Below are 24,755 nucleotides of genomic sequence, written 5' to 3'. Positions count from 1 at the left end.
CCAGCCTTTATTTGAATTTTCACCGGTCTGGTCAGTAGCTATGAGAATGGGAGAGTCCGTGCAATCGTTTGACTGAGTAGCAGTACAGATCCTCCGTGAAATGCCCCTCATGGCCTACAATCTGTCAACAGAATGTCAAAACGTCAATACAGGTAATCGGGATTTACATCAGGGATGAGAATTGGCAAACAAAGATTAAAAAAAGTTCAAGCCACTATTTTCAGCAGGGAAAATTATGCTAAGCGCTATCAACCAGAGGATTATTCTCAAATAAGACTGTAAAGCAGTTGTTAACGTTTAGTCACATTACGAAAAATTTCTTGCGAAATGGCGAATATCTGAGCGATAAATACCGCGAACGTTAAAACGCACAGCGGAAAATGCTGGGCTATCCATAAGTAACGCGAAAAAAGATTGATGGATATATAAAAAAATACAATGGATTATGTCACAAAATCAGGACAAGGCAGTGGGAGTCGCGGAGGGGAATATGCGGGCAAATCTTTGTCCAGGGAAAGGAGATTCTGGAGTCGTAATTCCCCCTCACCCCGGCCCTCTCCCTTAAGGGAGAGGGAGAAAACCGGCACCGGACGTCACCGCGACCCCGGACTGTCCCCTCTCCTGGGGGAGAGGGCGTTTACGTGGGGAAGGGAAGATAAACGCTCCCCCTCACCCCGGCCCTCTCCCTCAAGGGAGAGGGAGAAAACCGGCACCGGACGTCACCGCGAACCCGGACTGTTCCCTCTCCCTTAAGGGAGAGGGAGAAAACCGACGCCGGACGTCACCGCGAACCCGGACTGTCCCCTCTCCTGGGGGAGAGGGTTAGGGAGAGGGCGTTTAGGTGGGGAAGGGAAGATAAACGCTCCCCCTCACCCCGGCCCTCTCCCTTAAGGGAGAGGGAGAAAACCGGCACCGGGCGTCACCGCGAACCCGGACTGTCCCCTTTCCTGTCAGCCTGTTTTCCTTAGCTGACCAACATTATGCTCAAGTGTCGGTTTTTTCTAAATTTGGTCGGTGCCAGAGGATTACTCGCCACTTCGTGGCTCGCCCTGCGGGTCGTTGCTGGCACAACGCTCTCTCGCTTCGCTCGAGTCGAACCTCCCTGCCCCCGGAGGTTCTCGTCCTCTTTTTTTATAACGCAGAAAACAAAAAACCCAACCTTGCGGTTGGGTTTTTCTAAATTTGGTCGGTGATAGAGGATTCGAACCTCCGACCCCTTCGTCCCGAACGAAGTGCGCTACCAGGCTGCGCCAATCACCGAATGCGGGGCGCATCTTACTGCGCAGGTGCACCCCCGTCAATCCCCTGAACTAAAAAAGCCATTCGATCGGCGATAAACTCGCCAGACCCCTTATTTCTTAGCCGTAGCCGGGAGACGGCACCAGTTATTGTTCTGGTTAATCCCGCCGTCCGGCGAGGTATAACCGAGGCAGCCCATAATGGTATCGTACAGTTCCACATGGCGACGCGACACTTTCATCTGCGCCTGCTGCTGCATATGCGCCATGGCCTGCGCGTGCGCCGGGTTTTCCAGGTACTTGTCGGACATCCACACCATCATCGGCACGCGGAACTGTTCCGGCGGTGCCATATTGCGCGGGGTGCCGTGCAGATGCTCTTTCTCGTTGATCGACTCACCGTGGTCTGCCGCATAGAACACGATCGCCTTTTTATCCCGAACCTGGTCAATCACCTTGCTGATAAAGTAATCCACATAGGAAACCGAGTTATCAAAGGAGTTGATCAACTGCTCTTTGGAACAACCGCCGTCCACACCTAAACATTCCGGCGTCCACTGCGCGAAACTGCGCGGGTAGCGCTGGGTGTAGTTAAAGTGCGAGCCTTTGGTATGCAGGACGATCAAATGCTTGCCCTGCGCGTTATTCGCCAGCGAGCGCTGCATCTCTTCGACCAGCAGCATGTCGTCTACCGGCTTACCACGATTGCGCGGTTCAGCACCAATTTGCTCGCGATAGGCAATATTGTCCGCCATCGTGTTGCTGTAGAACCACATTTCGCTCTGCATCGCATAGAGATCGGAGCTAAAGCCCAGCTGTTTCAACACCGCAAAGATGTTCTGCTCTTTCAGCGTGCGCTGCGGGTTTTCATCCGCGCCGCCCTGACGCACGAACATACAGCGCAGGGAGAGTTTGGTGGCGGTATCGCAGGAGTAGCCACGGAAAGCCGCCAGGTTTTTCTCCTGGGACAGCTTCGGCGTGGTATTGCGCTCGTAACCAAACAGGCCCATATGATCCCAGCGGGTCGTTTCGCCGATGATAAACACCACGTAAGTGTCATCGAGATCGCCCGGCGCGTTATAGGTAAATTTCTTCGCCGGGTTGATCAGCGATTTGTTATCGGAAGATTCATCAACCTGCGCCCAGGCATACAGCCCCAGCGCGGAAAGCCAGTTGGAAGGGAGATACGAGTTCGCCACTACCCCGCCGTAGCTTGGCAGGTCAATCCCGGTCTGGTGTTCGACTTTTTTCTGTTGAATATCCAGCAGGCGAATCGGTCCCCAGACCATCAGTCCAGCCAGTAAGACCACCGCAACGCTGCCCACGCGCTGACCCGGCGTGCGGATCTGACGCATCAGGGTATACGGGCTGCGGTTACGCCAAATCAGGATCAGCGGCAGGAGGCTCACGCCCACCAGCCAGAGAATGAAATGCAGACCGACCACCTCTTTTGAGAGGTCAATATCCGTCGTCATGACCGAGGCAATAATGCCGTAGCCGATCACCACATTAAGGAAAGTCATATAGTAGCTGGCCCCGGCGGAGCAGAGCACCAGCAGCGTGGCGAGAACGCGCCAGAGGCGGCTTCCCAGCAGCGATAAAATACGCAGTAAAAAGAACGTGACCAGAACGGTTGCGGCCAGTTCGACGACCACAGCGAAACCTTTCCAGATGCTAAAAGCCTGCGCGTAACTGTCAAACCGACGGATAAAAACCGCGCAATTCATAAACAGGCCGATATATAAGGCCAGCAGGAAGCTCAGCGTCTGCTGAGACATCGCTTTAATATATTTCATTCAATTGTAACCCTGGAACAAAGGGAGCTAAACCAGCCTGAACGTGGCTCTCATAGCAGCGAGCAGGCTAAAGTAAATGCGTAATCATAGATATATGAAACGTCTAAGCGCGCTAAGTAGACCACAGGGGAGGAGAAAAGTGTCTGCAAGGAATGTGATCTGACCAAATATTTACAAAAAAAGTTGGTCAGATCAGTAAGATAAGTTAGCAGGCTAAGTAAGGCATACAATTAATAGTATGAATATCAGGCATGTACTTGTTTGTAAGCCACGCGCTGCGGCTGGCGGATAGTCGTGGAAAGCGCCAGCGAAATAATCAGCAGAGCAAAAATGACGCAGAAGGTGACATAGAAGCCGCCAAACAGCGAGGCGATAATCGATCCGCAGATGCTGCCGATACCAAAGCCCAGGTAAATCACCCCGTAGTTTTTCGCGAGGTTATTGAGGCCGAAGAACTCGCTGACCAACGACGGGAAGACGGTGATGGTGCCGCCGAAGTTAAAGGCGACGCAGGCAATCGCGGCGAAGAAGGTCACTTCATTCAGCGGCGCAAACAGCAGGGCCGCCATGCCGACCAGCGAAATGATTTGTCCAAGTGTGATGACCCGCATCCGGGACATTTTATCCGACAGGATGCCCAGTACCAGGCGACCGCTCAGGTTGGCAATCGAAATCACCGTCACGGCGTTCGCTGCCGTCGCGACATCCAGCCGTACCATGCCCTGGGCGATGTCTTTCGCCACGCCAATCACGTACAGCCCGCTCATGCAGGCGGTGAGGAACATGACGGCCAGCATCCAGTATTGCGGTTTACGCATCGATTCTGCCAGGGTGAAATCGTTCTCCACCACCCCGTTCACCGCTTTTACTGGCTGTAGCGGCGCGTCTTTCATCAGGGTCGAACCGGCCACAATCATCACCAGCACAATCGCGCCCCAGATCATAAAGGTCTTTTCGAGACCCACGGTGGCGAGCAAATGGCTGTCGATAAACTTAAAGCCGAGACTGCCCAGGCCGTAAGAGCCAATCGCCAGCGCGGAGATCAGCCCTTTACGTTCCGGGAACCATTTCACGCAGTTGGAGAGCGTCAGCAGGTAGCCCGCGCCATCGGCCAGACCAACCAGCAGTCCGGCGCTGAACCACAGCATCAGCAGGTTGCTGGAGTGAGCGGTAAGGAAGAAACCGACGCCAAGCATAATCCCTGATGCCATCGTCACCCGTTTCACGCCAAAACGCTCCTGAAGTTTCCCTGCGACCGAGGAGGAGAGCGCCAGGCCGAGACTGAGCAGACCGAAGGAGAAAGCGACCTGACTTATCGGGGCGTTCAGCTTGCTGGAGAGCGCGCCGTTGAACAGGCTCCAGGTATAGACCGAACCCAGCGCAAACTGGGTGATAATAGTGCCGAAAAGCGTTAACCAGCGGGTGCGATTACAGGTTGATGTGTTCATGGCAAGCGTCCAGGTCATCAAAATTAAGGGATTTCACTGTCATCAACGATAGCGAAATCCTTTTAATGCCTGGGGGAAAACGGCATGAAGTGCAGCAGGGGCGGAATGAACTGCATTGAATGCAGAATGAATGGCATTGCGCGCCGCCTGCCGGGGGATTAAAAACGCGCGCTCACGCCCATGGTATAAAGATAGTTTTCGCCCGTACTGGTATTTTCGGCCTGTGAAAGCGCCGCATAAGCCGCCAGATGCTGATTGAGCAGCATATCCGCGCCGACGGTCACATCGATCCAGTTGCCTTCCTGACCAATGGGCGTCAGCCGACTCAGCCCGGACTGCGATTTCCACAGGTTATCGCCAAACTGCTGGTTATAGCTGATTTGCGCCCAGGGTCGCAGGTCGCCAAAGCGCGAATCCACGCGCCAGCCGAGGGAGCTGATGCTGGCGTGCCACAGCGGATCGGGCAGCGCCTGGTTAACCACGCTGTCGCCAAACTCGTTATATATTGAAGGGGTCGAGCCATCGTAATGCCACTGCGCGACCGGCCCGGTGGTCCAGCTATCCACCAGCGGAAAATTCCAGCCAAGACTCATCGCGCTGGAGGCATCCAGCGGCGTGCTATCGGGAAGATTGACCATCAAACCCGGTACATTTTGCGCGGAGCGGATGCGCTCGGCGAGAATGTCGTTATAGTCCGGTTGGTGATCGCTGTCCCATGTATAGCGTTCTGTCGTATTACTTTGCTGGTCATCAACGATATATTCCTGTTGCCAGGCTTTTGCTGTGTCCATGTTGAACAGACAGACAAACACACCCGCCAGGAGCGTGACGCCCCGGCGACCACTGCGCTTTTTTATTATCATCAAAGCGACTCCTGGAAAGAGCCGAGTTCGGCGATTTTCTGGTTATGTTTGAGGGAATTACCTTGTATTAAATATTGTCTTTTTAATAAGTACGTCAAGGCTAATGGCTGATATATTTTTGCTGACCAATGCTGAGGGAGAAGACCATGCAACGCTGTGGCTGGGTAAGTGAGGATCCGCTTTACATCGCCTATCACGATCACGAATGGGGCGTACCACAAACTGACGGCAAAAAGCTGTTTGAGATGATCTGTCTTGAGGGGCAGCAGGCTGGCCTGTCGTGGATCACCGTGTTAAAAAAGCGCGAAAACTATCGGCAAAATTTTTATCAGTTTGACCCGCAGCGCGTCGCCGCGATGCAGGAAGAAGATGTCGAGCGGCTGATGCTGGACGCCGGGATCATCCGCCATCGCGGTAAAATTCAGGCCATTATTGGCAACGCGCGGGCGTATCTGGAAATGGAAAAAAACGGCGAGCCGTTTGCGGAATTCGTCTGGTCCTTTGTGAACCACGCACCGCAAATCCGCCAGGCTGCCAGCCTCGCAGACATTCCGGTGTCAACGCCTGCGTCCGACGCGCTGGCAAAAGCGTTAAAAAAACGCGGCTTCCGCTTTGTCGGCACCACTATTTGTTATTCGTTTATGCAGGCCTGCGGCCTGGTTAATGACCATATCACGGGCTGCATTTGCTCTCCGGGAGGTCAACATGATCCGCGCCTGGCACAATAAAGACACCACCCGCCTGCTGAATCTGTGGCTGGAAAGCACCCGCTACGGTCATCCGTTTATTAACGAGCGCTACTGGTATGAGAGCGAAGCCATCGTGCGCGATGTCTACCTTCCTGCCGCCCAGACCTGGGTATGGGAAGAGAAAGGCAAGCCGGGCGGGTTTATCAGCGTGATGGATCAGCGATTCGTCGGCGCGTTATTTGTGACGCCCGCGCTGATTGGCAAAGGCATCGGGCGGGCGCTGCTTAATCACGTTAAGCAGCGTTTTCCGCGCCTCAGTCTTGAGGTGTACCAGAAAAATAGCCGGGCGGTGAATTTCTACCATGCCCAGGGCTTTCGCATTGAAGACAGCGCCTGGCAGGAAGAGACTCAGCACCCGACGTGGATCATGAGCTGGCAGGCGGATCGAACGCCGTTAACGTAAGCGCCGGGCCACGGTATTTTTCCACCCATGCCAGCGCCGTATTTCCGGCACAGCCGTTCCCCAGCCGCGAGCTGGGGAGATCTTTCGTCAGCACGTTCACCGCGCCGTTTTTACAGATCCCCCCGGCCTGCATGTCCAGATCCGGCCAGCCGCCTTCGTGGATACACAGCACGCCAGGCTTGATGCCGTCGCTGATCACCGCGCCCGCCAGCACCTGACCGCGCTGATTCCACACCCGCACCACATCACCCGCCCTGATGCCACGCGCGGCGGCATCCTGCGGATGCAGGGTGATCGGCTCACGCCCGGCCACCGCATAGCGCTCACGCAGCTGCGTATAGCTTAACTGGCTGTGCAGACGGTGCGCCGGATGCGCCGACAACACCTGAAGCTGTTCCGGCTGCGCGTTGCCGTGCCATTCATCCGGCTCCAGCCACTTCGGGTGCGGGGGGCAGTCGGCATAGCCAAAGCTGGCGATGCGCGCGGAATAAATCTCGATTTTGCCGCTGTCGGTTTTCAGCGGATGCGCCTGCGGATCGCGGCGGAAATCGGCGAAACGCACGAACCGCGCGTTCTGCTCGCTCTCCGGCATTTCGATCAGCTGATTCGCCTGCCAGAACTGCGCAAACGGCGGGAGCGTTACCTGCTGGCTGGCTCCGCGCTGGGCGGCAATCGCATAGAAGGTTTCCAGCCACTGGAGATCGCTTTTACCTTCGGTGAAACGCTCGCGCCCGCCCGGCTCCCAGCGTTCGCTGAGATCGGCAAACACGTCGTAATCATCCCGCGCTTCATCGCGCGGGGCGACCACCTGCTTCATCGGCACCAGATGCTGGTTGCTGTAATCGCCGGTCATGGTCAGATCGTTGCGTTCAAACGACGTCGTGGCAGGCAGGACGATATCCGCATGTTTGGCCGCCGCCGTCCAGTAGCATTCAGAAATCACCACCAGCTCCGGCTTTTGCCACGCGCGGATCAGGCGGTTGGTATCCTGATGATGGGTAAAGTTCGCGCCGCCCGCCCACCAGACGAAGCGGATATCCGGGAAGTGCCGATCCATGCCGTTGTGCTGATAGGGCGCACCGGGATTTTCCAGCGCTTCAACAATACGCGCCACCGGGATTTTATCTACCGCGTCAGTCCCGCCCTGCACGCTGCCCTGCATCGACGCCAGCACCGCAGCGCGTCGGGTCGGATTGCCGCCGTTGGCAAAATGATAAGACAGGCCAAAGCCACCGCCCGGCGTGCCGATTTGCCCCAGCATGGCGGCGAGCGTCACCAGCATCCAGTGTTTTTGCTCGCCGAACTGCTGACGCTGCATTCCCCAGCCGGACATCAGCATAGTGGTATTTTCGTGGAATAATTGCGCCAGTTCGCGGATTTTAGCCGCAGAAACGCCGCAAATCTCCGCCGCCCATTCCGCCGTTTTCGCCACGCCGTCGCTGTCGCCGGACAGATAGGCTGCAAAGACGTCATAGCCTTCGGTACAGCGCGCCAGAAATGCCTGGTCGTGCCAGCCGTTTTCCACCAGCGTATGGGCGATCCCCAGCATCAGCGCAACATCCGTGCCCATATGCGGGGCGATCCACTCCGCGCCGTCGCCGAGAAAGTCTACCGTTTCCGATCGCATAGGATCGATGCAGATCAGCCGTTTACCGCTTTTGCGCAGCGCATAGAAGTACGGAATGCCCTGCTCATCCGATGCGTTCCAGGCAATTTTCAGCGTGTTAAGCGGATTCGCGCTCCACAGCACCACTACTTCGCTGTGCTCCAGCACCAGCGGCCAGCTGGTCTGCTGCTGATACACTTCATTACCGCCGACCACGTAAGGCATGATCGCCTGCGCCGCGCCGGTGGAATAGTCGCCCAGATGCCCGGTGTAGCCGCCCGCGAGACTCATATAGCGCTGAAGCAGGGTCGCCGCCTTATGCAGCACGCCGTTCGAGCGCCAGCCATAGGAACCGGCAAAAATGGACGCCGGACCGTAGCTTTCACGAATGCGCCGGTGCTGGGCGTCAATCAGATCCAGCGCCTCATCCCAGCTCACGCGCACAAATTCATCCTGACCGCGCACGCCCTGCGGCTGCTCCGGCGAGGCGAGAAACCCCTTACGCACCATCGGGAAGCGCACGCGGGTCTTGCTGTGGACCTGATCGCGCACGGCAGTCTGTAACGAGTTTAAAAAGGGAGTTGAGAGTGCGCCACGGGACGAGAACACCGTTTCACCATCGGTTTCGACCAGCATTGGCCCCCAGTGGGCCGCCGTTAATACCGTTTTTTTCGCAGATGGATTTGCCAAAACACGCTCCTGAGCCGTTCATGCAGGTGTGACGGCTTTTGCAGCCGTTCAATGTTGTTTACAAAATTCGGAGTTGTCCCCGGAATTTTCTACATATTCTGGCGTCATAATCAACCGGCACGCCTGCCGTGGCAAAGAATAAAAAGGATTAAGGAAATAATATGAAAAAACGCGTACTGGTTATTGCCGCTCTCGTCAGCGGTGCGCTGGCCGTCTCTGGCTGTACCACCAACCCTTATACCGGTGAGCGTGAAGCGGGCAAATCCGGCATCGGCGCGGGTATTGGCACCGTCGTCGGCGCGGGCATTGGTGCACTCTCCTCCTCGAAGAAAGACCGCGGTAAAGGCGCGCTGATTGGTGCCGCTGCGGGTGCCGCACTGGGCGGCGGCGCCGGGTATTATATGGATGTTCAGGAAGCCAAACTGCGCGAGAAAATGCAGGGAACGGGCGTCAGCGTGACGCGAAATGGCGATAACATCGTTCTTAACATGCCGAACAATGTGACCTTTGACAGCAACAGCGCGAACCTGAAACCGGCGGGCGCAAACACGTTGTCCGGGGTGGCAATGGTGCTGAAAGAGTACCCGAAAACCGCCGTTAACGTGGTGGGTTACACCGACAGCACCGGCGGTCAGGATCTCAACATGCGCCTGTCAAAACAGCGTGCGGATTCCGTAGGCAGCTCGCTCATCACCCAGGGCGTGGATGCCGGTCGTCTGCGTACCAGCGGTATGGGTCCGGCCAATCCGGTTGCCAGCAACAGCACTGAAGACGGCAAGGCGCAAAACCGCCGCGTAGAAATTACGTTAAGCCCGCTCCAGTAAAATCCTCCGGGCCTGCGCATCCGCAGGCCCACATGAATGCGCTTGCCATCGCCCATTTTCGCGTTAAGGTATTCCCACTTCAGGCGAGGGATTCAGCGATGACCAAAGCAGCGCGCTCTACGATCAGCGATGTCGCAAAAGCAGCAAAAACCGGCAAAACCAGTATTTCACGTTATCTGAACGGGGAAAAACATCTGCTGTCGGACGCGCTTCTGGCGCGGATTGAAAAAGCCATTGCCGATCTCGATTACCGCCCCAGCCTGATGGCGCGCGGCCTTAAGCGCGGGCGTACCCGCCTGATCGGTCTTATTATTGCCGATATCACCAACCCCTACTCCGTCGATGTGCTCAGCGGTATTGAAGCCGCTTGCCGCGAGAAAGGCTTTACGCCGCTGGTGTGTAATACCAATAACGAGCTGGATCAGGAACTGCACTATCTGGATTTGCTGCGCAGTTATCAGGTAGAAGGCATTGTGGTCAACGCCGTGGGAATGCGCGAGGACGGGCTGAATCGCCTGCAACAGTCAGCGCTGCCGATGGTGCTTATCGATCGTAAAATTCCCGATTTCGCCTGCGACGTGGTGGGACTCGATAACGTTCAGGCCGCAACGACCGCCACCGAGCATCTGATTGAACAGGGTTTTGAAGCGCTGCTGTTTCTCAGCGAGCCGCTTGGCACCGTCAATACCCGCCGCGAGCGGCTAAGCGCCTTTCGCGCAACGCTGGCCCGCTGGCCCGGCCTGATCGCCGAAAACAGCGAAGTGCCGTTGATGGACGCGGCGCTGATGGATAACGCGCTGCGCCAGTTTCATGCCCGGCACCGGGGAATGCGCAAGGCGGTGATCTCCGCAAATGGCGCGCTGACGCTACAGGTGGCCCGCTCGCTGCGGCGCATCGGCCTGCACTGGGGCAGCGACATCGGCCTGCTGGGTTTTGATGAGCTGGAATGGGCAGAGCTGGCAGGCGTGGGCATTACCACTCTCAAACAGCCCACCTGGCAGATTGGCTACGCCGCCGTCGAGCAGGTGGTGCGGCGCATTGAAGGCAATAATGAAACCCTGCGTGAACAGGTCTTCTCCGGCGAACTGATCGTTCGCGGCTCCACTTCCCGTTAAACAGAGTTCGTGATGGCGATCATAATTTCGCCATCACCGCCTTTTCTTTGGAACCGGTTCCATCTAGCGTAATAAGTAAGATGTTGTGCTGGAGTGAATGATGAACCGGAAAATTTTCGTTGTTTCTGCCGCCTGGGGTCATGACCGGGTTCGCGCGGCGGGTGGGCAAATTGCCATGCTGCCGGTTGCCGCCGCCGCCGGTGCCGACGGCATTGAGATCCGCCGCGAAATGTTTAACGAACAGGAGCTGGCCCGTCTGCCCGCGCTGGCTGTCGCCCTCGCAGAACATCATCTGCTGGCCTGCTATTCCGCCCCCGACCCCCTTTGTCTTGCCGACGGTACGCTTAACCCTGCACTGCCGGGGCTGCTGGACGAAGCGCAGACCCTGAACGCGCTGTGGCTGAAAGTGTCGCTGGGGCATTTTAGCGATGCTCAGACGCTGGACGTTCTGCGTGAATGGCTGGCGGCAAGCGGCGTGCGGCTGGTGGTTGAAAACGATCAGACCTCATGCGGACAGCTTCCGCCCATGCAGCGCTTCAGCGCCGCCTGCCAGGTACAGCGCCTGCCGGTCACGCTGACGTTTGATATGGGTAACTGGCTGTGGGTGGATGCCTCCCCGGAAAACGCCGCGCGCCATCTGGCCCCTTTTGTCAGCTATATCCACGTAAAGGCCGCCGCGCCGCATGACCATGGCTATCGCGCCGTGCCGCCGGATCAGGGCGGTACGCGCTGGCGGGATCTGTTACGCGCCCTGCCTGCCGATGTCCCACGCGGGATTGAGTTTCCGCTTGAGGGCGACGATTTAACCGCCGTGACGCGCCGCTACGTGGCTTTATTACGCGAGGAGTAACCGATGAATCCCTCTCTGGATGTTATTACCATAGGTGAAGCGATGGCCATGTTTGTTGCCCGTGAGACGGGCGATTTGAGCCATGCAGAACATTTTATCAAGCGTGTTGCCGGTGCCGAACTGAACGTGGCGACCGGGCTGGCGCGTCTGGGCTTTAACGTCAGTTGGGTGAGCCGCGTCGGTGACGATAGCTTCGGCCAGTTCGTGCTGAACAGCCTGAGAAAAGAAGGGATTATCTCATCCGCCGTGACGCTGGACGGACGCTATGCCACGGGTTTTCAGGTGAAATCAAAAGCTGAAAATGGAACCGATCCCATTGTGGAGTATTTTCGTAAGAACTCTGCTGCCAGCCACCTTTCGCTGGAGGATTATCAGCCGCTGCATTTTTCCTCCGCGCGCCATTTACATCTGAGCGGCGTGGCGGCGGCGCTTTCCGCCAGCTCGTATGCCCTGCTTGATTACGCGGCTGGGGCGATGAAAGCGCAGGGGAAAACCGTTTCTTTCGATCCCAATTTGCGCCCGGTGCTCTGGCCCAGCGAGGCGGAAATGGTGGAAAAACTGAATCATCTGGCGTTCCAGGCCGACTGGGTACTGCCGGGCCTGAAGGAAGGCATCATCCTGACCGGTCATACCGATCCGCACGCAATCGCCGATTTTTATCTTAATCAGGGCGTGAAAGCGGTGGTGATTAAAACCGGGGCGGACGGAGCATGGTTTAAGTCAGCGGACGGCGCGCAGGGCTGCGTGCCTCCGGTCAGAGTAGAAAACGTGGTTGATACAGTCGGCGCGGGCGACGGCTTTGCGGTCGGCGTGATTAGCGCGCTGCTGGAAGGGAAAACGCTGGAACAGGCGGTAACGCGGGGCAATAAAATTGGCGCACTGGCTATTCAGGTTCAGGGCGACAGTGAAGGTCTGCCCACCCGCGCGCAGCTTAATCAATAACAGTTATGCCTCTGTACCCTACCGTCAGAGGCCGTCACACTCTCACTATCAGAGGTTGGCCCATGAAAAGCGCAACAAACGCAACAAAACGCTGGTGGTACATCATGCCCATCGTGTTTATCACTTACAGCCTCGCATATCTCGACCGGGCAAATTTTAGTTTTGCCTCCGCTGCGGGAATTAACGACGATTTAGGGATCACCAAAGGCATCTCTTCCCTGCTCGGCGCGCTGTTTTTCCTCGGCTATTTTTTCTTTCAGATCCCCGGCGCGGTTTACGCGGAACGCCGCAGCGTGCGCAAGCTGATTTTTATCTGTCTGATCCTCTGGGGTGCCTGCGCCTCGCTGACCGGCATGGTGAATAATATTCCGATGCTGGCCGCTATCCGCTTTATTCTCGGCGTGGTTGAGGCAGCGGTGATGCCCGCGATGCTGATTTATATCAGCAACTGGTTTACCAAATCCGAGCGGTCACGCGCCAATACATTTCTGATCCTCGGTAATCCGGTCACGGTGCTGTGGATGTCGGTGGTGTCTGGCTATCTGATCCAGGCGCTGGGCTGGCGTGAAATGTTTATTATCGAAGGCATTCCGGCGGTTATCTGGGCTTTCTGCTGGTGGGTGCTGGTTAAAGATAAACCGTCGCAGGTGAACTGGCTGGCGGCAGAGGAAAAAGCCGCGCTGCAAGCGCAACTGGAGAAAGAGCAGCAGGGGATTAAAGCCGTGCGTAACTACGGCGAAGCCTTCCGCTCGCGCAACGTGATTTTGCTGTGTATGCAGTATTTTGCCTGGAGCATCGGGGTGTACGGCTTTGTGCTGTGGCTGCCTTCAATCATTCACAGCGGCGGCGCAAATCTGGGGATGGTGGAAGTGGGCTGGCTGTCTTCCGTGCCGTATCTGGCCGCCACTATCGCCATGATCCTCGCGTCGTGGGCATCGGATAAACTGCAAAATCGCAAACTGTTCGTCTGGCCGCTACTGCTGATTGCCGCTTTTGCTTTTATCGGCTCCTGGGCCGTCGGTGCCAACCACTTCTGGATTTCCTACACGCTGCTGGTGATCGCCGGGGCAGCCATGTACGCCCCGTACGGGCCATTTTTCGCCATTATCCCGGAAATGCTGCCGCGCAACGTAGCGGGCGGCGCGATGGCGCTGATCAACAGCATGGGCGCGCTCGGCTCCTTCTGCGGCTCCTGGTTTGTCGGCTATCTCAACGGCTCAACCGGTTCGCCTTCAGCGTCGTATATATTTATGGGAGTGGCACTTTTTGCCTCAGTATGGCTTACTCTTATTGTTAAGCCCGCGAATAATCAACAGATTCCGGCTGGCGCACGCCACGCCTGAACAGCCTATTACGGAGATCTTATGAAGCCGTCCGTCATTCTGTACAAAGCACTCCCTGACAATTTATTTCAGCGCCTGGAAGAGCATTTTACCGTCACCCAGGTTGCCAACCTGAAGCCTGAAACCGTGGAACAGCACGCGGAAGCCTTCGCCAGCGCCACAGGTCTGCTTGGCTCCAGCGAAACCGTGAACAGCGCTCTGCTGGAGAAAATGCCTGCGCTTCGCGCCACGTCTACGATTTCCGTCGGGTATGACAATTTTGACGTTGATGCGCTGAACAGCCGTAAAATTGCCCTCATGCATACGCCCACCGTGCTGACCGAAACCGTGGCCGATACCATGATGGCGCTGGTGCTAAGCAGCGCCCGCCGGGTTGTGGAGGTTGCTGAACGGGTGAAAGCGGGCGAATGGACCAAAAGCATTGGCCCGGACTGGTTTGGCGTTGACGTGCATCATAAAACGCTGGGCATCGTCGGGATGGGACGCATCGGACTTGCGCTGGCGCAGCGCGCCCATTTTGGCTTCGATATGCCGATTCTCTACAATGCCCGTCATCATCATTCTGAAGCAGAAGAGCGTTTCAACGCCCGCTATTGCGAGCTGGACGCGCTGCTGGAAGAGGCCGATTTTGTCTGTGTGGTGCTGCCGCTGACCGAGGAAACGCACCATATGATTGGCGCGAAGCAGTTTGCGAAGATGAAGTCGTCCGCCATTTTCATTAACGCCGGACGCGGTCCGGTGGTGGACGAGCAGGCGCTGATTGAGGCGCTGAAAACCGGCCAGATCCTCGCCGCAGGTCTGGATGTTTTTGAGCAGGAGCCGCTGGCAAAAGATTCGCCACTGCTTTCACTGCCGAACGTCGTCGCCCTGCCGCACATTGGCTCCGCCACGCATGAAACGCGCTACAACATGGCCGCCTGCGCAGTGGATAACCTGATTGACGCGCTCAACGGCAAGGTGGATAAAAACTGCGTAAATCCGCAGGTAAGAGCCTGATTAATCAGCCGGACCCGGATATTCCTGTCGGGTTCCGGCTGCAAACTTTGCCAAAACGCCCGTGCCCTCAAAGAAACATTATCGCCCCGCTGGTAGTCTGTGACCCTTGCGCAAGGAGCCGATGATGGATCTCAGTAATCTTTTTCGCGACGTCAGACTGTCAAAAACCGAGATTAACGTTTTACGTTATATTCAGGCAGACCCGGAAACCTGCCTGCGTGACGGCGTGCGTAGCGTGGCGGAGCGCTGCTACAGTAACCCTTCATCGCTGGTGCGGCTGGCAAAAAAACTGAAATTCAGCGGCTGGCTGGAACTGGTTTACTTTATTAAATTCAATATTACCTTGCCAAAGCTGGACGTAACCAACGACGTCGATTTTATGAATATCCAGCCTGCCGGAAAGTTGCCCTCGCTATTAAGCCGACTTCAGCATGAACGTATTCTGATCCACGGCAGCGGCTTCTCTCAGCTGATTGCGCAATATATTTATAATAAATTTCTGGTGACCGGGGTGAATGCCAGTCTCGCACTGTGGCCAGACTATGAAATTCTTGAGCAAAAAAACAACGCCAAATTTGATGCGATCTGGATCATCTCCAAATCCGGGCGCAGCTCTTCTGCTTTAAGCTGGGTGAAAGCGCTGGAACATAAAAACATCGATCTGATTTGTTTTACCGGCGATTACCAAAGCCCGCTGGCACAGGCATCGGATACCGCCATCATCATTCACGATCCGCAAAAATACGATGATGATATTTACTGGTCGAATCCGTTTTTTGGCTACTGCATTCTGGGTTTTGAACATCTGCTCAAACTGTGGTTTGAGCAGATGTCAGAATCAGCCGAATAGCGAGGCGACGCGTTACCGCCACTGCGCAAACTGCGGCGCGTCCAGATAAGCGGCGACCAGCTTTTCCGCCAGCGTCCACGAAGCGATCAGCGGATGCGCCATCAGCGCACGCACCGCAAGTTTACGATCCTGCTGGAGAATAGCCGCCACCGCCAGACGCTCATAGTCCTTCACACAGGCGATCATATTCTTCTGCGCCTGTGGAACGTGAGAAGGCGTGACGGGTTTCAGGCCGTCTTTGCTTAAGTCACAGCTAATTTCGATAACGTCATCATCCGGCAGGAAATCCAGCGTACCGTTGTTGGGCAGCGAAACCACAATGCGTTTGCTGGTCTTGCTGTTAACGGCTTCGAGAATATCCAGCGCCACGCCCGCATAGCCGCCGCTGTCCGGCTGCTCAATAAACTGCTTCAGGGTTAGCGCCGCGCGGGTGTTGAATTTCTCCTGCCGGGATTCGCTCTGCATGTAGCTGTTTTCACGGCGCAGATAGTGCCGCATCCAGATATCAAAAGCCTTTTGCGGATTGGCTTTCGCATCAATGGTGCGCAGCGCTTCACGCATATCGCGATTGATACGGGCGATTTGTTCGCCGCGCGTTTCGCCGGACGCCTGAATCGCGTTCAGCGCTTCTTCCCGGTAATAGTAGTAATACAGGTATTCATTCAGGAGCTGGTTGTCGCACAGCCGGACCAGTTCTGGCGAAAAATACTGCATACACGTATGGGTATAGAGTTTGGGATTGGCGATCAACGCTTCCGTCACGTCCTTGCCGTCCACGGTGATGCCGGTGAACCATGAAAAATGATTCAGGCCGTAGCACTCAACCCGCAGTTGTTCCTCCGTGCAGCCCAGCAACGCGGGCAGCTCGCGGATCAGTTCCGACGGCGCATCGCAGATGCCGTAAACCTGGCGTTTAAAACCGGATTTGACGATGGCTTCCGTCACCAGACCGGACGGATTGGTGAAGTTAAAGAGGATCGCATCACTGGCGGCATGCTCTTCAATCAGGCGGCAATAATTGAGGATGGCGGGGATCGAGCGCATCGCCATGGCGAAGCCGCCCGCCCCGGTCGTCTCCTGTCCGAGCGTATTATGATCGAGGGCAATACGCTCATCGCGGATGCGGCTTTCGTCGCCGCCCACGCGCAAAGTGGTGATGATATAGTTCGCCCCTTTCAACGCTTTCACCGCGTCGGTTTCCAGGCTAAAGGCGATATCCGGTCGAATCGTATTAAAAATATGGCTGGCGATTGCGCCAAAGAGTTCTAAATTCTCTGCTGAATTATCTAAAAAAACCACCTCAGTTAAATTAATGCGGTGCGCATTATAGGCCAGAGATTTTGCTAAAAAAGCGGAGCGAACTCCGCCGCCACCCAATACTGTTAATTTCATAACTGCTCCTGAATTAATTATCCATCCGCAAAAACTGCGCCAGCAATGCGGCAAACGAAAACTCAACCGGCTGGCTAAGCGCACAATGAACCGGCGTGCTGAAAAAAACGGTTTCATCGCCGAGGCGCGCTTCAAGGCGCACCACGTCACCGGCCTTTAGCTCAGCCGAACCGCTGAAGTGAACACCGACCTGCTCAGTAAGACAGCGCGTATTTTTTATCAGCCGCCAGCGCAACGCCCCCGTGTCGCAGGTGGCAGAAAACGCCACCGCGCCCTGCACCTCGTCGCCGGGATACACCACCCGCTCGCCCTGGCGAATATCCAGCTGGCAATTCACGCCATGAGCAATCATCGTCCGGCCTTTTTTTAATCCGCCGAGCAGCCCCGCAAGGCTTAAGCCGCCGGAGTGAATAAACGTCGTTGGCTTGCCGAGCGGGTAAACGCCGTGGCTATCTGGCTTATGCGCATCGCTGCCGCCGGTGGCGGTAAGCCGGTAGCCCCGCTGCCATAAAAAATCGTAAAAGCGGATCGCTTTTTCGTTGTCGATGGGACGATCGGCAAGATGCGGGGCGTTGATGACTTCAAGTAGCTGAATGTGGCGCATATCAAAATCATGCCCCAGCGACATTCCCTTCGAGAACGGATGATTGATCGACACTAACGCCCCTTCCGCCGTCAGGTCGTTAAACAGCGCGGTGAGGATGTGATTTTTCGTTATCCCTTCGCGCAAGAAATAACGGCTGTAATCGGGGAGTCGGCGAATACCGAAAACGTTGTAATGCACTTCATTGTCGAAGGTGATTTCCGTGGCAGGTAGCACCGGCGGAAAACCGGGTGGTAGCAAGGTGGTGATCACGGAATGGTCGGTGACGGCCAGATAATCAAACTGACCCGCCGCCGCGCCGATGTCTTCCAGCGTCACCCGCCCATCGGAATAAACGCTGTGGCAGTGTAAATCGCCGCAATACCATTTCTCCGCCGCGTCGACCACGTTATCCCACCGCCGGGACAGCACGGCGCAGGGGGAATTCATTACCACTTCCGATGGCGCACTGCGGGTGACAATTTCAAACTCAACGTAGCCGGTTAATGGCGTGGGTCGAATAACGGTGATGGTCCAGACGCCTGCCTGAAGCGCCCCCGCCAGCGCGTTATTCGAGGTGGTTTCTGGCGACTCACCCACGGTGAAATGTTTAAGCCGCGTTTTCCACGTCAATAACGCACGCAGTTGCTGCTGCGGATCTTTCACCAGCATAAAAACATGCTCAAACACGCCTTCACGCAGATGGATATTAATACTTCTGGCATCCTGCACGTTAAATTCCGTGGTCAGCACCTCAAAAGGCTGCGCGGTAAAATCGTGGCGAATAAGCATTATGCCGTCTCCAGATGTTCACGAACATCAACGGCAATGCTACAGACGTTCGGTCCATAAACGATTTGTACGCCGTTCTTACCGACGCGGATAATTCCCATCGCCTCAAGATTTTCTTTCCAGTGCTTATCGGCCGCCATCAAATCGGCATTGACCAGCACGATGCGTAATCTTGAAATACAGTTATCGACTTCGACAATATTTTCGCGCCCACCCAGCGCGGCAATGATGCCTTCGGCTAAAGTATTGCCGGGCGTGACAGGCGCGTCAGCTAATTTTTTATTTACCTTCTGGTTATAATCCTGTTTGGTGTACAGCTTAATCTCTTCCTCACTACTCACGTCTTCCCGTCCCGGCGTTTTGATATTAAAGCGGGTGATTAGCACTCTGAATAATGTGTAGGAGGCGATGAAGAATCCAGGGAACAGATACAGGAAAGGCCAGATATTCAGTTTCTCCGGTCGGAACAAGAAAGGTATCCAGTCTTTAATATTTCCCTGGTAAATAGAGACGTTGCAGAGTTCGGAGAGCACTTCGCCCAGCGCAGCCAGAGGCGCATAAATAAGGAAATACAGCCACGGCGCGATAAAAAGAAAGGTAAACAGGATCGGTTCGGTGATGCCAAATACTATCGTGGAAATGACTACGGAGATCAGCAGCGCGGCGACTTTTTTCTTATTTTCTTTGCGCGTAGTGTGATACATCGCCAGCGCGATGCCGGGGTAAATCGCAAAGTTGATGATGGCATTGCCGCCCATAAAACCACGCACCAGCAATTTACCCGGCTCAGGCGAGGCGAGCTGCGCCATCTGGATCGCCGAAGTGCCGGATACCAGCACGCCATCCACCATTTCAGTTCCGCCCAGTTGCGTCCAGCGGATCGGCAGGGAAATCAGCGGGTGCATCCCAAAGGGGATCAGCACTTCATTCACCGCGCGGTAAACAAAGGTGCCCAGTAGCCTTGAGTCGTGAACAAATCCGGCGAAACTCCCCAGCACTCCGCCAATAAACGGCCAGCATACGAAGAAAAACGCCCCGGCAACGCCACCGGCCAGCAGTGCAAGGATCGGCACCGTGCGAGTACCGGAAAAGAAAGCCAGCGCCAGCGGAAGTTTGGTATTGTAAAAGCGGGCGTGAATAGCGGCAATGCTGAAGCCAATGGCCAGGCCACCAAAAACCCCCGTCCGGTAGGTGAAATAGCCTAATTCCGAGGTGAATAGCGCGGAAGATTGAGTCGCATCGATGGCGTTTTGCCCCTGGGCAATAAAGCCTGCCACGGTCGTATTTTCTGCGCTGAAGCCTTCATTTTTGAGCAAAATAGATAAGGTCATCAGCATTGAAAGATAAGCGACCATTGACGAAAACGCCGCCCATCCCTGCTCTTTTTTCGCTAAAGAAAAGGCCACGCCGACCGCATAAAGAATGCCGAGGTTTTTGAAAATAACGTCGCCCAGGCCTTTAATAACGGTAAATATTTTATACCAGACTGAATGCGAATAGCTGGCCCACTCCAGTCCTAATGAATTCACCGTTGTTTCTGAGGTAAGCGCGCCGCCGACGCCTAATAACAAACCGCCGATAGCGACCAGCGATATAGGCACCAGCATCGACTTACCGTACATTTGCAATTTTTCTTTCATAAGCATCCCTGAAATTTAAACATTGCTCAAATGAATACGTCCTGACCTGACGGCACGGTAAATATCCGCGTCGCCATTATTCATTACATTTGATTATTTATGGAGCCAACACATTCACTCTGAAAATAATACGATAACTATTTTCATGCCCGTTCTTATATCAACATGATGCAACTAATTGAATATATCGGGATAAATAGGCACAAAGCGCCTTAATCTGAATACAGGTTTCAGTTGGGCAGGCGTGAATTATTCAGGGATATTTTTTCGGGGGAGAGAATAAGCAGGGAGTAGCGGATAACCGGCGTCCCTGCTGAAAGACGTTGATGATGGCTCCCCCTCATGCGGCGGGAGCATCATTTTACTGCGTGGCGCTAACCGCAGCGTTCCAGGCCTGGGTAAATGCCTGATGCTGTGATGCCAGCGGCCCAATCAGCGAGTTGTACTGGCTGGCCTGCTGCGAAGTCGGGAACTGGATGCCGTTCGCCGAGAAGCTCACCTGCGTTTCCTGCTGTGCGATAAAATCGCCTACCTGCACCAGCTGCTGGGTAAAGACCTGCGCGGCGGGGATCAGAGGCTGAAGCGCTTCTGAAGGACGGGTAACGACTTTGGCGTACACCTGGTCAAATACCGGCTTGAGATCGTCAGCCTGCTGTAGCCCGGCATGCGCGGAATCGGCCTGCATTTTCGCGTTTTGCAGTTGCTGGTTCAGCACCTCAAGTGAGCCATTGGCCTGACGCAGCGGCTCGCGCTGGGTCATGTAGTCCTGCGGCACGCGGATGGCATTAACGCTGTCAACGACCGGACGCAGACCTGCATCCATTGCCTGATTCACCTGCTGGGAATAGCCGTAAAGGATCGCGTAATCCTTCACCAGCGGCCCGAATTGTTTTTTCTGATCGGCCGTCAGCGTTGGCAGATGCTCACCGTTACGCATCGCCGTATTTTGCAGGAAATCGATAAACGCCTTGCGCTGATCGCCCTCTTTATCAAAACACCCACTCAGGCTAACTACCATTAATAACGCCATTACAGACGCAAACCAGCGAGAGCAGGACTTTCCTGTCGCCATTTTTATACTCCTTTCACCTAAAAAAGTGCATACCGACACCAGCGTGTCTGACGCTGACAAGGATAGTCCAGGACGGCCTGGCAGGATACCTTTTCATGCAGGATAACGACGAAAAATAGCTACCGGTTTGCCAAATTGTACTATGGCAAACGATGTGTCGATCTTTCAACAGGTTGCCCCGCCGTCGCGCCATACCGCAGACCAATACCCGGCAAATAATGGCGGGGGTAAGTACCTTTTGCGTATTTACCGACTATTCTTAAAAGGCTCGACGTTATTTACGACCATGCAGTGTGTCAGGGGGTACTCAATGGAATATAGCGATCCGATGATCGAATTGATGAACAGTCTTGAACTTATTGTTTTTAAAGACAAACCACAAAAAATCACTTTACCCCAGAAGCCGAAAACCCTCACTGAGATCGAACAGTTACGCAAAGGCACGGGCCTGAAGATTGCTGATTTCGCCAAAGCGCTGGGCGTAACGGTTTCAACGGTAAAAGAGTGGGAGTCAAAGCGGGCCAGGCCTTCAGCAACAGAGCTAAAACTTATGCGCCTGATCCACTCTAATCCTATGTTAAGTAAAGAATTGATGGATTAATGATTCAGTTATAGCGGTCCTGATTCAGGACCGTTTTCGCGAGTGCAGCCCAGAAATTGAAATTAGTTGAAATAAAGTTTGCTTTTAGCTGTAGTAAATGCGTTAATGCGTCTGACGGTTTGGTATACAGACCCTAAAGCAGTTAGTTAAGCAGTATCCTCCAGGAGTTATCCATTTGATACCCTTCGTTGAGAGCTTTTCCTTTAACGCTTCAAAATCTGTAATGCACGCCACAATGCCGAAAGGCACACATACATCTATTAAAGGTAATCTCTATGTCCGGTAAAATGACTGGTATCGTAAAATGGTTCAACGCTGATAAAGGCTTCGGCTTCATCACTCCTGATGACGGTTCTAAAGATGTGTTCGTACACTTCTCTGCTATCCAGAACCAGGGTTACAAATCCCTGGACGAAGGCCAGAAAGTGTCCTTCACCATCGAAAGCGGCGCTAAAGGCCCGGCAGCTGGCAACGTAACCAGCCTGTAAGCTTAATTAAGCTAAGAATCTGAATCCTCGCCTCGCGGCGGGGATTTTTTTTATCTTTTTTTCCAGCGGCTGAATAAACGGACCAGCGAAAAATCGCAGGGACAGCTGACATCCGGTCAGGAGAAATCTGAACAATTCGACGGCAAACAGTCATCCGCCGCAGGCGCGTTATCACAGCAGTATTCCGTGCGTGTGATGCAGCAGGCCATAAGCGCAACGAAAGCCTTTATGGGCGCCGGTAGAAGGCGATGAGCAGTAAGAGTAATTTATCCATAAATTTCCAGCCTTCCCTTATTGATACACGCGCCCTGAACAAAGCAAAATTTCAGTTTCCTGTTCGCAGTATATAAAAAAACCCGCGTCATAATGAGTGGCGGGTTTTTCTCTTAAGCGCGGATTTACTGCAACAGCGAGATATCCGCCACTTGCAGGAACAGCTCGCGCAGCTTCGACAGCAGCGTCAGGCGGTTGATACGCACATCGCGATCTTCCGCGTTGACCATCACGTTTTCGAAGAACTCATCCACCGGCTCGCGCAGCGCGGCCAGTTCGATCAGCGCTTCCTGATAACGCCCTTGCGCAAAGTACGGCTGGAGCTTATCGCGCAGCACCACCAGATTTCCCGCCAGTTTGATCTCCGCCGCTTCTTTCAGTACCGAAGCGTGGACGATATCGTTCAGCGGCTCGGTCGCTTTCGCCAGAATATTGGAGACGCGTTTGTTCGCCGCCGCCAGCGCCGCCGCTTCTTCCAGGGTGCGGAAGTGCGATACGGCCTTCATGCGGGCATCGAAATCAGCCGGACGGGTCGGACGACGCGCCAGCACCGCCTGAATGGTGTCAACGCTGTAGCCTTCGTCCTGATACCAGGCGCGGAAGCGACCCAGCATAAAGTCGATCACTTCATCAACAACTTTAGCGTTGGTCAGCTTGTCGCCGTACAGACGCACCGCTTCTTCAGTCAGCGTTTGCAGATCCAGAGCGAGGTTCTTCTCAACGATGATGCGCAGCACGCCGAGCGCGGCACGACGCAGCGCAAACGGGTCTTTATCACCTTTCGGATGCTGGCCGATGCCGAAGATACCCGCGAGGGTGTCCATCTTGTCGGCAATCGCCACGGCGCAGGCCACCGGGTTAGACGGCAGGTCGTCACCGGCGAAACGCGGCTGATACTGTTCATTCAGCGCAACCGCCACATCTTCCGCTTCGCCATCATGACGCGCGTAGTGCATTCCCATCACGCCCTGAGTGTCGGTGAACTCGAAGACCATGTTGGTCATCAGGTCACACTTGGACAGCAAGCCCGCGCGGGTAGCGTGGTTAACGTCAGCGCCAATCTGTTCAGCAATCCAGCCCGCCAGCGCCTGAATGCGGTCGGTCTTGTCGCGCAGCGTACCCAGTTGCTGCTGGAACAGCACGGTTTGCAGGCGCGGCAGGTTATCTTCCAGACGTTTTTTGCGGTCGGTATTGAAGAAGAACTCAGCATCCGCCAGACGCGGGCGTACCACCTTCTCGTTACCGGAGATGATCTGAATCGGATCTTTCGACTCAATGTTGGCGACGAAGATAAAGTTCGGCAGGAGTTTGCCGTCATCGGCATACACCGGGAAGTATTTCTGGTCGCCTTTCATGGTGTAAACCAGCGCTTCGGCGGGCACCGCGAGGAATTTCTCTTCGAACTTCGCGGTCAGCACGACCGGCCATTCCACCAGCGAGGTCACTTCTTCCAGCAGGCTTTCGCTTAAGTCAGCGTTACCGCCAATCTTACGCGCCGCTTCTTCGGCATCCGCTTTGATTTTCGCCTTACGCTCGGCGTAGTCGGCAATCACTTTGCCGCGCTGACGCAGGATTTCAGGATACTGATCGGCGTTGTCGAGGGTGAATTCCGGCTCGCCCATAAAGCGATGGCCGCGAATCACACGATCGGACTGAATGCCCAGAATAGTTGCCGGAATGACCTTATCGCCCAGCAGCAGAGTTACGGTGTGAACCGGACGCACAAAGTGAACGTCAGACGCGCCCCAGCGCATCAGTTTTGGGATTGGCAATTTAGCCAGCGACGTGGCGATCATGTTTGGTACCAGCGCTTCAACGCTTTCGCCCTTCACATGCGCGCGGTACAGCAACCACTCGCCTTTGTCAGTGGTCAGACGCTCGGCCTGGTCAACGGTGATCCCGCAGCCACGCGCCCAGCCTTCTGCCGCTTTACTCGGATTGCCGCTGGCATCAAACGCCTGGCTAATTGCCGGACCGCGTTTTTCAACTTCACGATCGGCCTGGGATTCGGCAAGATTTGCCACTTTCAGCGCCAGACGGCGCGGCGCGGCAAACCACTCTACGTTGCCGTGGGCGAGGCCAGCGTTATCCAGCTCCGCCGTAAAGTTCGCAGCAAAAGATTCCGCCAGGCTGCGCAGGGCTTTTGGTGGCAGCTCTTCAGTGCCGATTTCCACCAGGAAAGTTTTATCAGACATGGCCGC

20 protein-coding genes, 1 tRNA gene and 1 other RNA gene are annotated in these 24,755 nt (G+C 55.1%); 11 read left to right on the top strand and 11 right to left on the bottom strand.

Annotated elements, in window-relative coordinates; translation table 11 throughout:
- Window positions 1–1,008: 1,008 nt before the first annotated feature.
- The 5 genes from RT197_RS13725 to RT197_RS13705 all read right to left on the bottom strand — a co-directional run bounded on the left by RT197_RS13725 (window position 1,009) and on the right by RT197_RS13705 (window position 5,345).
- Window positions 1,009–1,143: non-coding RNA, RtT sRNA (locus tag RT197_RS13725), on the bottom strand.
- Window positions 1,144–1,183: 40 nt separating this feature from the next.
- Window positions 1,184–1,260, bottom strand: a tRNA-Pro gene (locus RT197_RS13720).
- Between the two features lie 91 nt (window positions 1,261–1,351).
- Complete coding sequence (gene eptB / locus RT197_RS13715) at window positions 1,352–3,034, bottom strand: kdo(2)-lipid A phosphoethanolamine 7''-transferase (RefSeq protein WP_312951521.1); 1,683 nt, start codon at window positions 3,032–3,034, stop codon at window positions 1,352–1,354.
- Window positions 3,035–3,279: 245 nt separating this feature from the next.
- The gene (locus tag RT197_RS13710; RefSeq protein ID WP_312951520.1) at window positions 3,280–4,482 is read right to left on the bottom strand and encodes an MFS transporter; all 1,203 of its coding nucleotides are present in this window, start codon (window positions 4,480–4,482) and stop codon (window positions 3,280–3,282) included.
- A 158-nt stretch (window positions 4,483–4,640) separates the two neighbouring features.
- The gene (locus RT197_RS13705) at window positions 4,641–5,345 is read right to left on the bottom strand and encodes an autotransporter domain-containing protein (RefSeq protein WP_312951519.1); all 705 of its coding nucleotides are present in this window, start codon (window positions 5,343–5,345) and stop codon (window positions 4,641–4,643) included.
- Window positions 5,346–5,491: 146 nt separating this feature from the next.
- Between RT197_RS13705 and tag the strand changes: the two genes are divergently transcribed.
- A complete protein-coding gene (gene tag, locus RT197_RS13700) occupies window positions 5,492–6,073 on the top strand; it encodes a DNA-3-methyladenine glycosylase I (RefSeq protein WP_312951518.1) in 582 nt (193 codons plus the stop codon).
- A complete protein-coding gene (locus RT197_RS13695; RefSeq protein ID WP_312951517.1) occupies window positions 6,051–6,497 on the top strand; it encodes an N-acetyltransferase in 447 nt (148 codons plus the stop codon). The genes tag and RT197_RS13695 overlap by 23 nt, the downstream gene beginning before the upstream one ends.
- Here RT197_RS13695 and RT197_RS13690 read toward each other — a convergent pair.
- Window positions 6,460–8,793 (bottom strand): molybdopterin guanine dinucleotide-containing S/N-oxide reductase, encoded by a 2,334-nt coding sequence (locus RT197_RS13690; RefSeq protein WP_312951516.1) that lies wholly within the window; start codon window positions 8,791–8,793, stop codon window positions 6,460–6,462. The genes RT197_RS13695 and RT197_RS13690 overlap by 38 nt on opposite strands.
- 161 nt (window positions 8,794–8,954) lie before the next feature.
- On the opposite strand from RT197_RS13690, the gene RT197_RS13685 reads away from it, so the two are divergent.
- The 7 genes from RT197_RS13685 to RT197_RS13655 all read left to right on the top strand — a co-directional run bounded on the left by RT197_RS13685 (window position 8,955) and on the right by RT197_RS13655 (window position 15,713).
- Window positions 8,955–9,617, top strand: coding sequence for an OmpA family lipoprotein (locus RT197_RS13685; RefSeq protein WP_312951515.1), 663 nt, complete (start codon window positions 8,955–8,957; stop codon window positions 9,615–9,617).
- A gap of 98 nt (window positions 9,618–9,715) precedes the next feature.
- On the top strand, window positions 9,716–10,732 hold the full coding sequence (locus RT197_RS13680; protein WP_312951640.1) for a LacI family DNA-binding transcriptional regulator: 1,017 nt from the start codon (window positions 9,716–9,718) through the stop codon (window positions 10,730–10,732).
- A gap of 100 nt (window positions 10,733–10,832) precedes the next feature.
- Window positions 10,833–11,582, top strand: a complete 750-nt coding sequence (locus tag RT197_RS13675) for a sugar phosphate isomerase/epimerase (RefSeq protein WP_312951638.1) — start codon at window positions 10,833–10,835, stop codon at window positions 11,580–11,582.
- Between the two features lie 3 nt (window positions 11,583–11,585).
- The gene (locus tag RT197_RS13670; protein ID WP_312951514.1) at window positions 11,586–12,524 is read left to right on the top strand and encodes a sugar kinase; all 939 of its coding nucleotides are present in this window, start codon (window positions 11,586–11,588) and stop codon (window positions 12,522–12,524) included.
- 62 nt (window positions 12,525–12,586) lie between these two features.
- Complete coding sequence (locus RT197_RS13665) at window positions 12,587–13,867, top strand: MFS transporter (protein WP_312951512.1); 1,281 nt, start codon at window positions 12,587–12,589, stop codon at window positions 13,865–13,867.
- 21 nt (window positions 13,868–13,888) lie between these two features.
- Window positions 13,889–14,863: a glyoxylate/hydroxypyruvate reductase GhrB gene (ghrB, locus tag RT197_RS13660; RefSeq protein WP_312951510.1), complete on the top strand. Its 975-nt coding sequence runs from the start codon at window positions 13,889–13,891 to the stop codon at window positions 14,861–14,863.
- Between the two features lie 124 nt (window positions 14,864–14,987).
- Window positions 14,988–15,713 (top strand): SIS domain-containing protein, encoded by a 726-nt coding sequence (locus RT197_RS13655; RefSeq protein WP_312951636.1) that lies wholly within the window; start codon window positions 14,988–14,990, stop codon window positions 15,711–15,713.
- A gap of 12 nt (window positions 15,714–15,725) precedes the next feature.
- Here the strand turns inward: RT197_RS13655 and RT197_RS13650 are convergent, their stop codons facing one another.
- The 4 genes from RT197_RS13650 to RT197_RS13635 all read right to left on the bottom strand — a co-directional run bounded on the left by RT197_RS13650 (window position 15,726) and on the right by RT197_RS13635 (window position 21,192).
- Window positions 15,726–17,105, bottom strand: coding sequence for a glycoside hydrolase (locus tag RT197_RS13650; RefSeq protein WP_312951509.1), 1,380 nt, complete (start codon window positions 17,103–17,105; stop codon window positions 15,726–15,728).
- Window positions 17,106–17,118: 13 nt separating this feature from the next.
- Window positions 17,119–18,480, bottom strand: coding sequence for a CehA/McbA family metallohydrolase (locus tag RT197_RS13645; RefSeq protein ID WP_312951508.1), 1,362 nt, complete (start codon window positions 18,478–18,480; stop codon window positions 17,119–17,121).
- Window positions 18,480–20,120 (bottom strand): PTS transporter subunit EIIC, encoded by a 1,641-nt coding sequence (locus RT197_RS13640; RefSeq protein ID WP_312951506.1) that lies wholly within the window; start codon window positions 20,118–20,120, stop codon window positions 18,480–18,482. Before RT197_RS13640 ends, RT197_RS13645 begins: the two co-directional genes overlap by 1 nt.
- Before the next feature lie 361 nt (window positions 20,121–20,481).
- The gene (locus RT197_RS13635; protein ID WP_312951504.1) at window positions 20,482–21,192 is read right to left on the bottom strand and encodes a DUF3053 domain-containing protein; all 711 of its coding nucleotides are present in this window, start codon (window positions 21,190–21,192) and stop codon (window positions 20,482–20,484) included.
- Between the two features lie 310 nt (window positions 21,193–21,502).
- Here RT197_RS13635 and RT197_RS13630 point away from each other — a divergent pair, with 310 nt between their 5' ends.
- The gene (locus RT197_RS13630) at window positions 21,503–21,793 is read left to right on the top strand and encodes an HTH-type transcriptional regulator (RefSeq protein WP_312951502.1); all 291 of its coding nucleotides are present in this window, start codon (window positions 21,503–21,505) and stop codon (window positions 21,791–21,793) included.
- 275 nt (window positions 21,794–22,068) lie between these two features.
- Window positions 22,069–22,281 (top strand): RNA chaperone/antiterminator CspA, encoded by a 213-nt coding sequence (gene cspA / locus RT197_RS13625; RefSeq protein WP_049839272.1) that lies wholly within the window; start codon window positions 22,069–22,071, stop codon window positions 22,279–22,281.
- Between the two features lie 398 nt (window positions 22,282–22,679).
- Here cspA and glyS read toward each other — a convergent pair whose 3' ends face one another.
- Window positions 22,680–24,749, bottom strand: coding sequence for a glycine--tRNA ligase subunit beta (gene glyS / locus RT197_RS13620; RefSeq protein WP_312951500.1), 2,070 nt, complete (start codon window positions 24,747–24,749; stop codon window positions 22,680–22,682).
- Window positions 24,750–24,755: the final 6 nt, after the last annotated feature.

The organism is Superficieibacter sp., from assembly GCF_032071645.1.
Lineage (GTDB): Bacteria > Pseudomonadota > Gammaproteobacteria > Enterobacterales > Enterobacteriaceae > Superficieibacter.
Note: the sequence above shows the minus strand (reverse complement) of the source record. Positions and strands in the feature narration are given on the sequence as shown.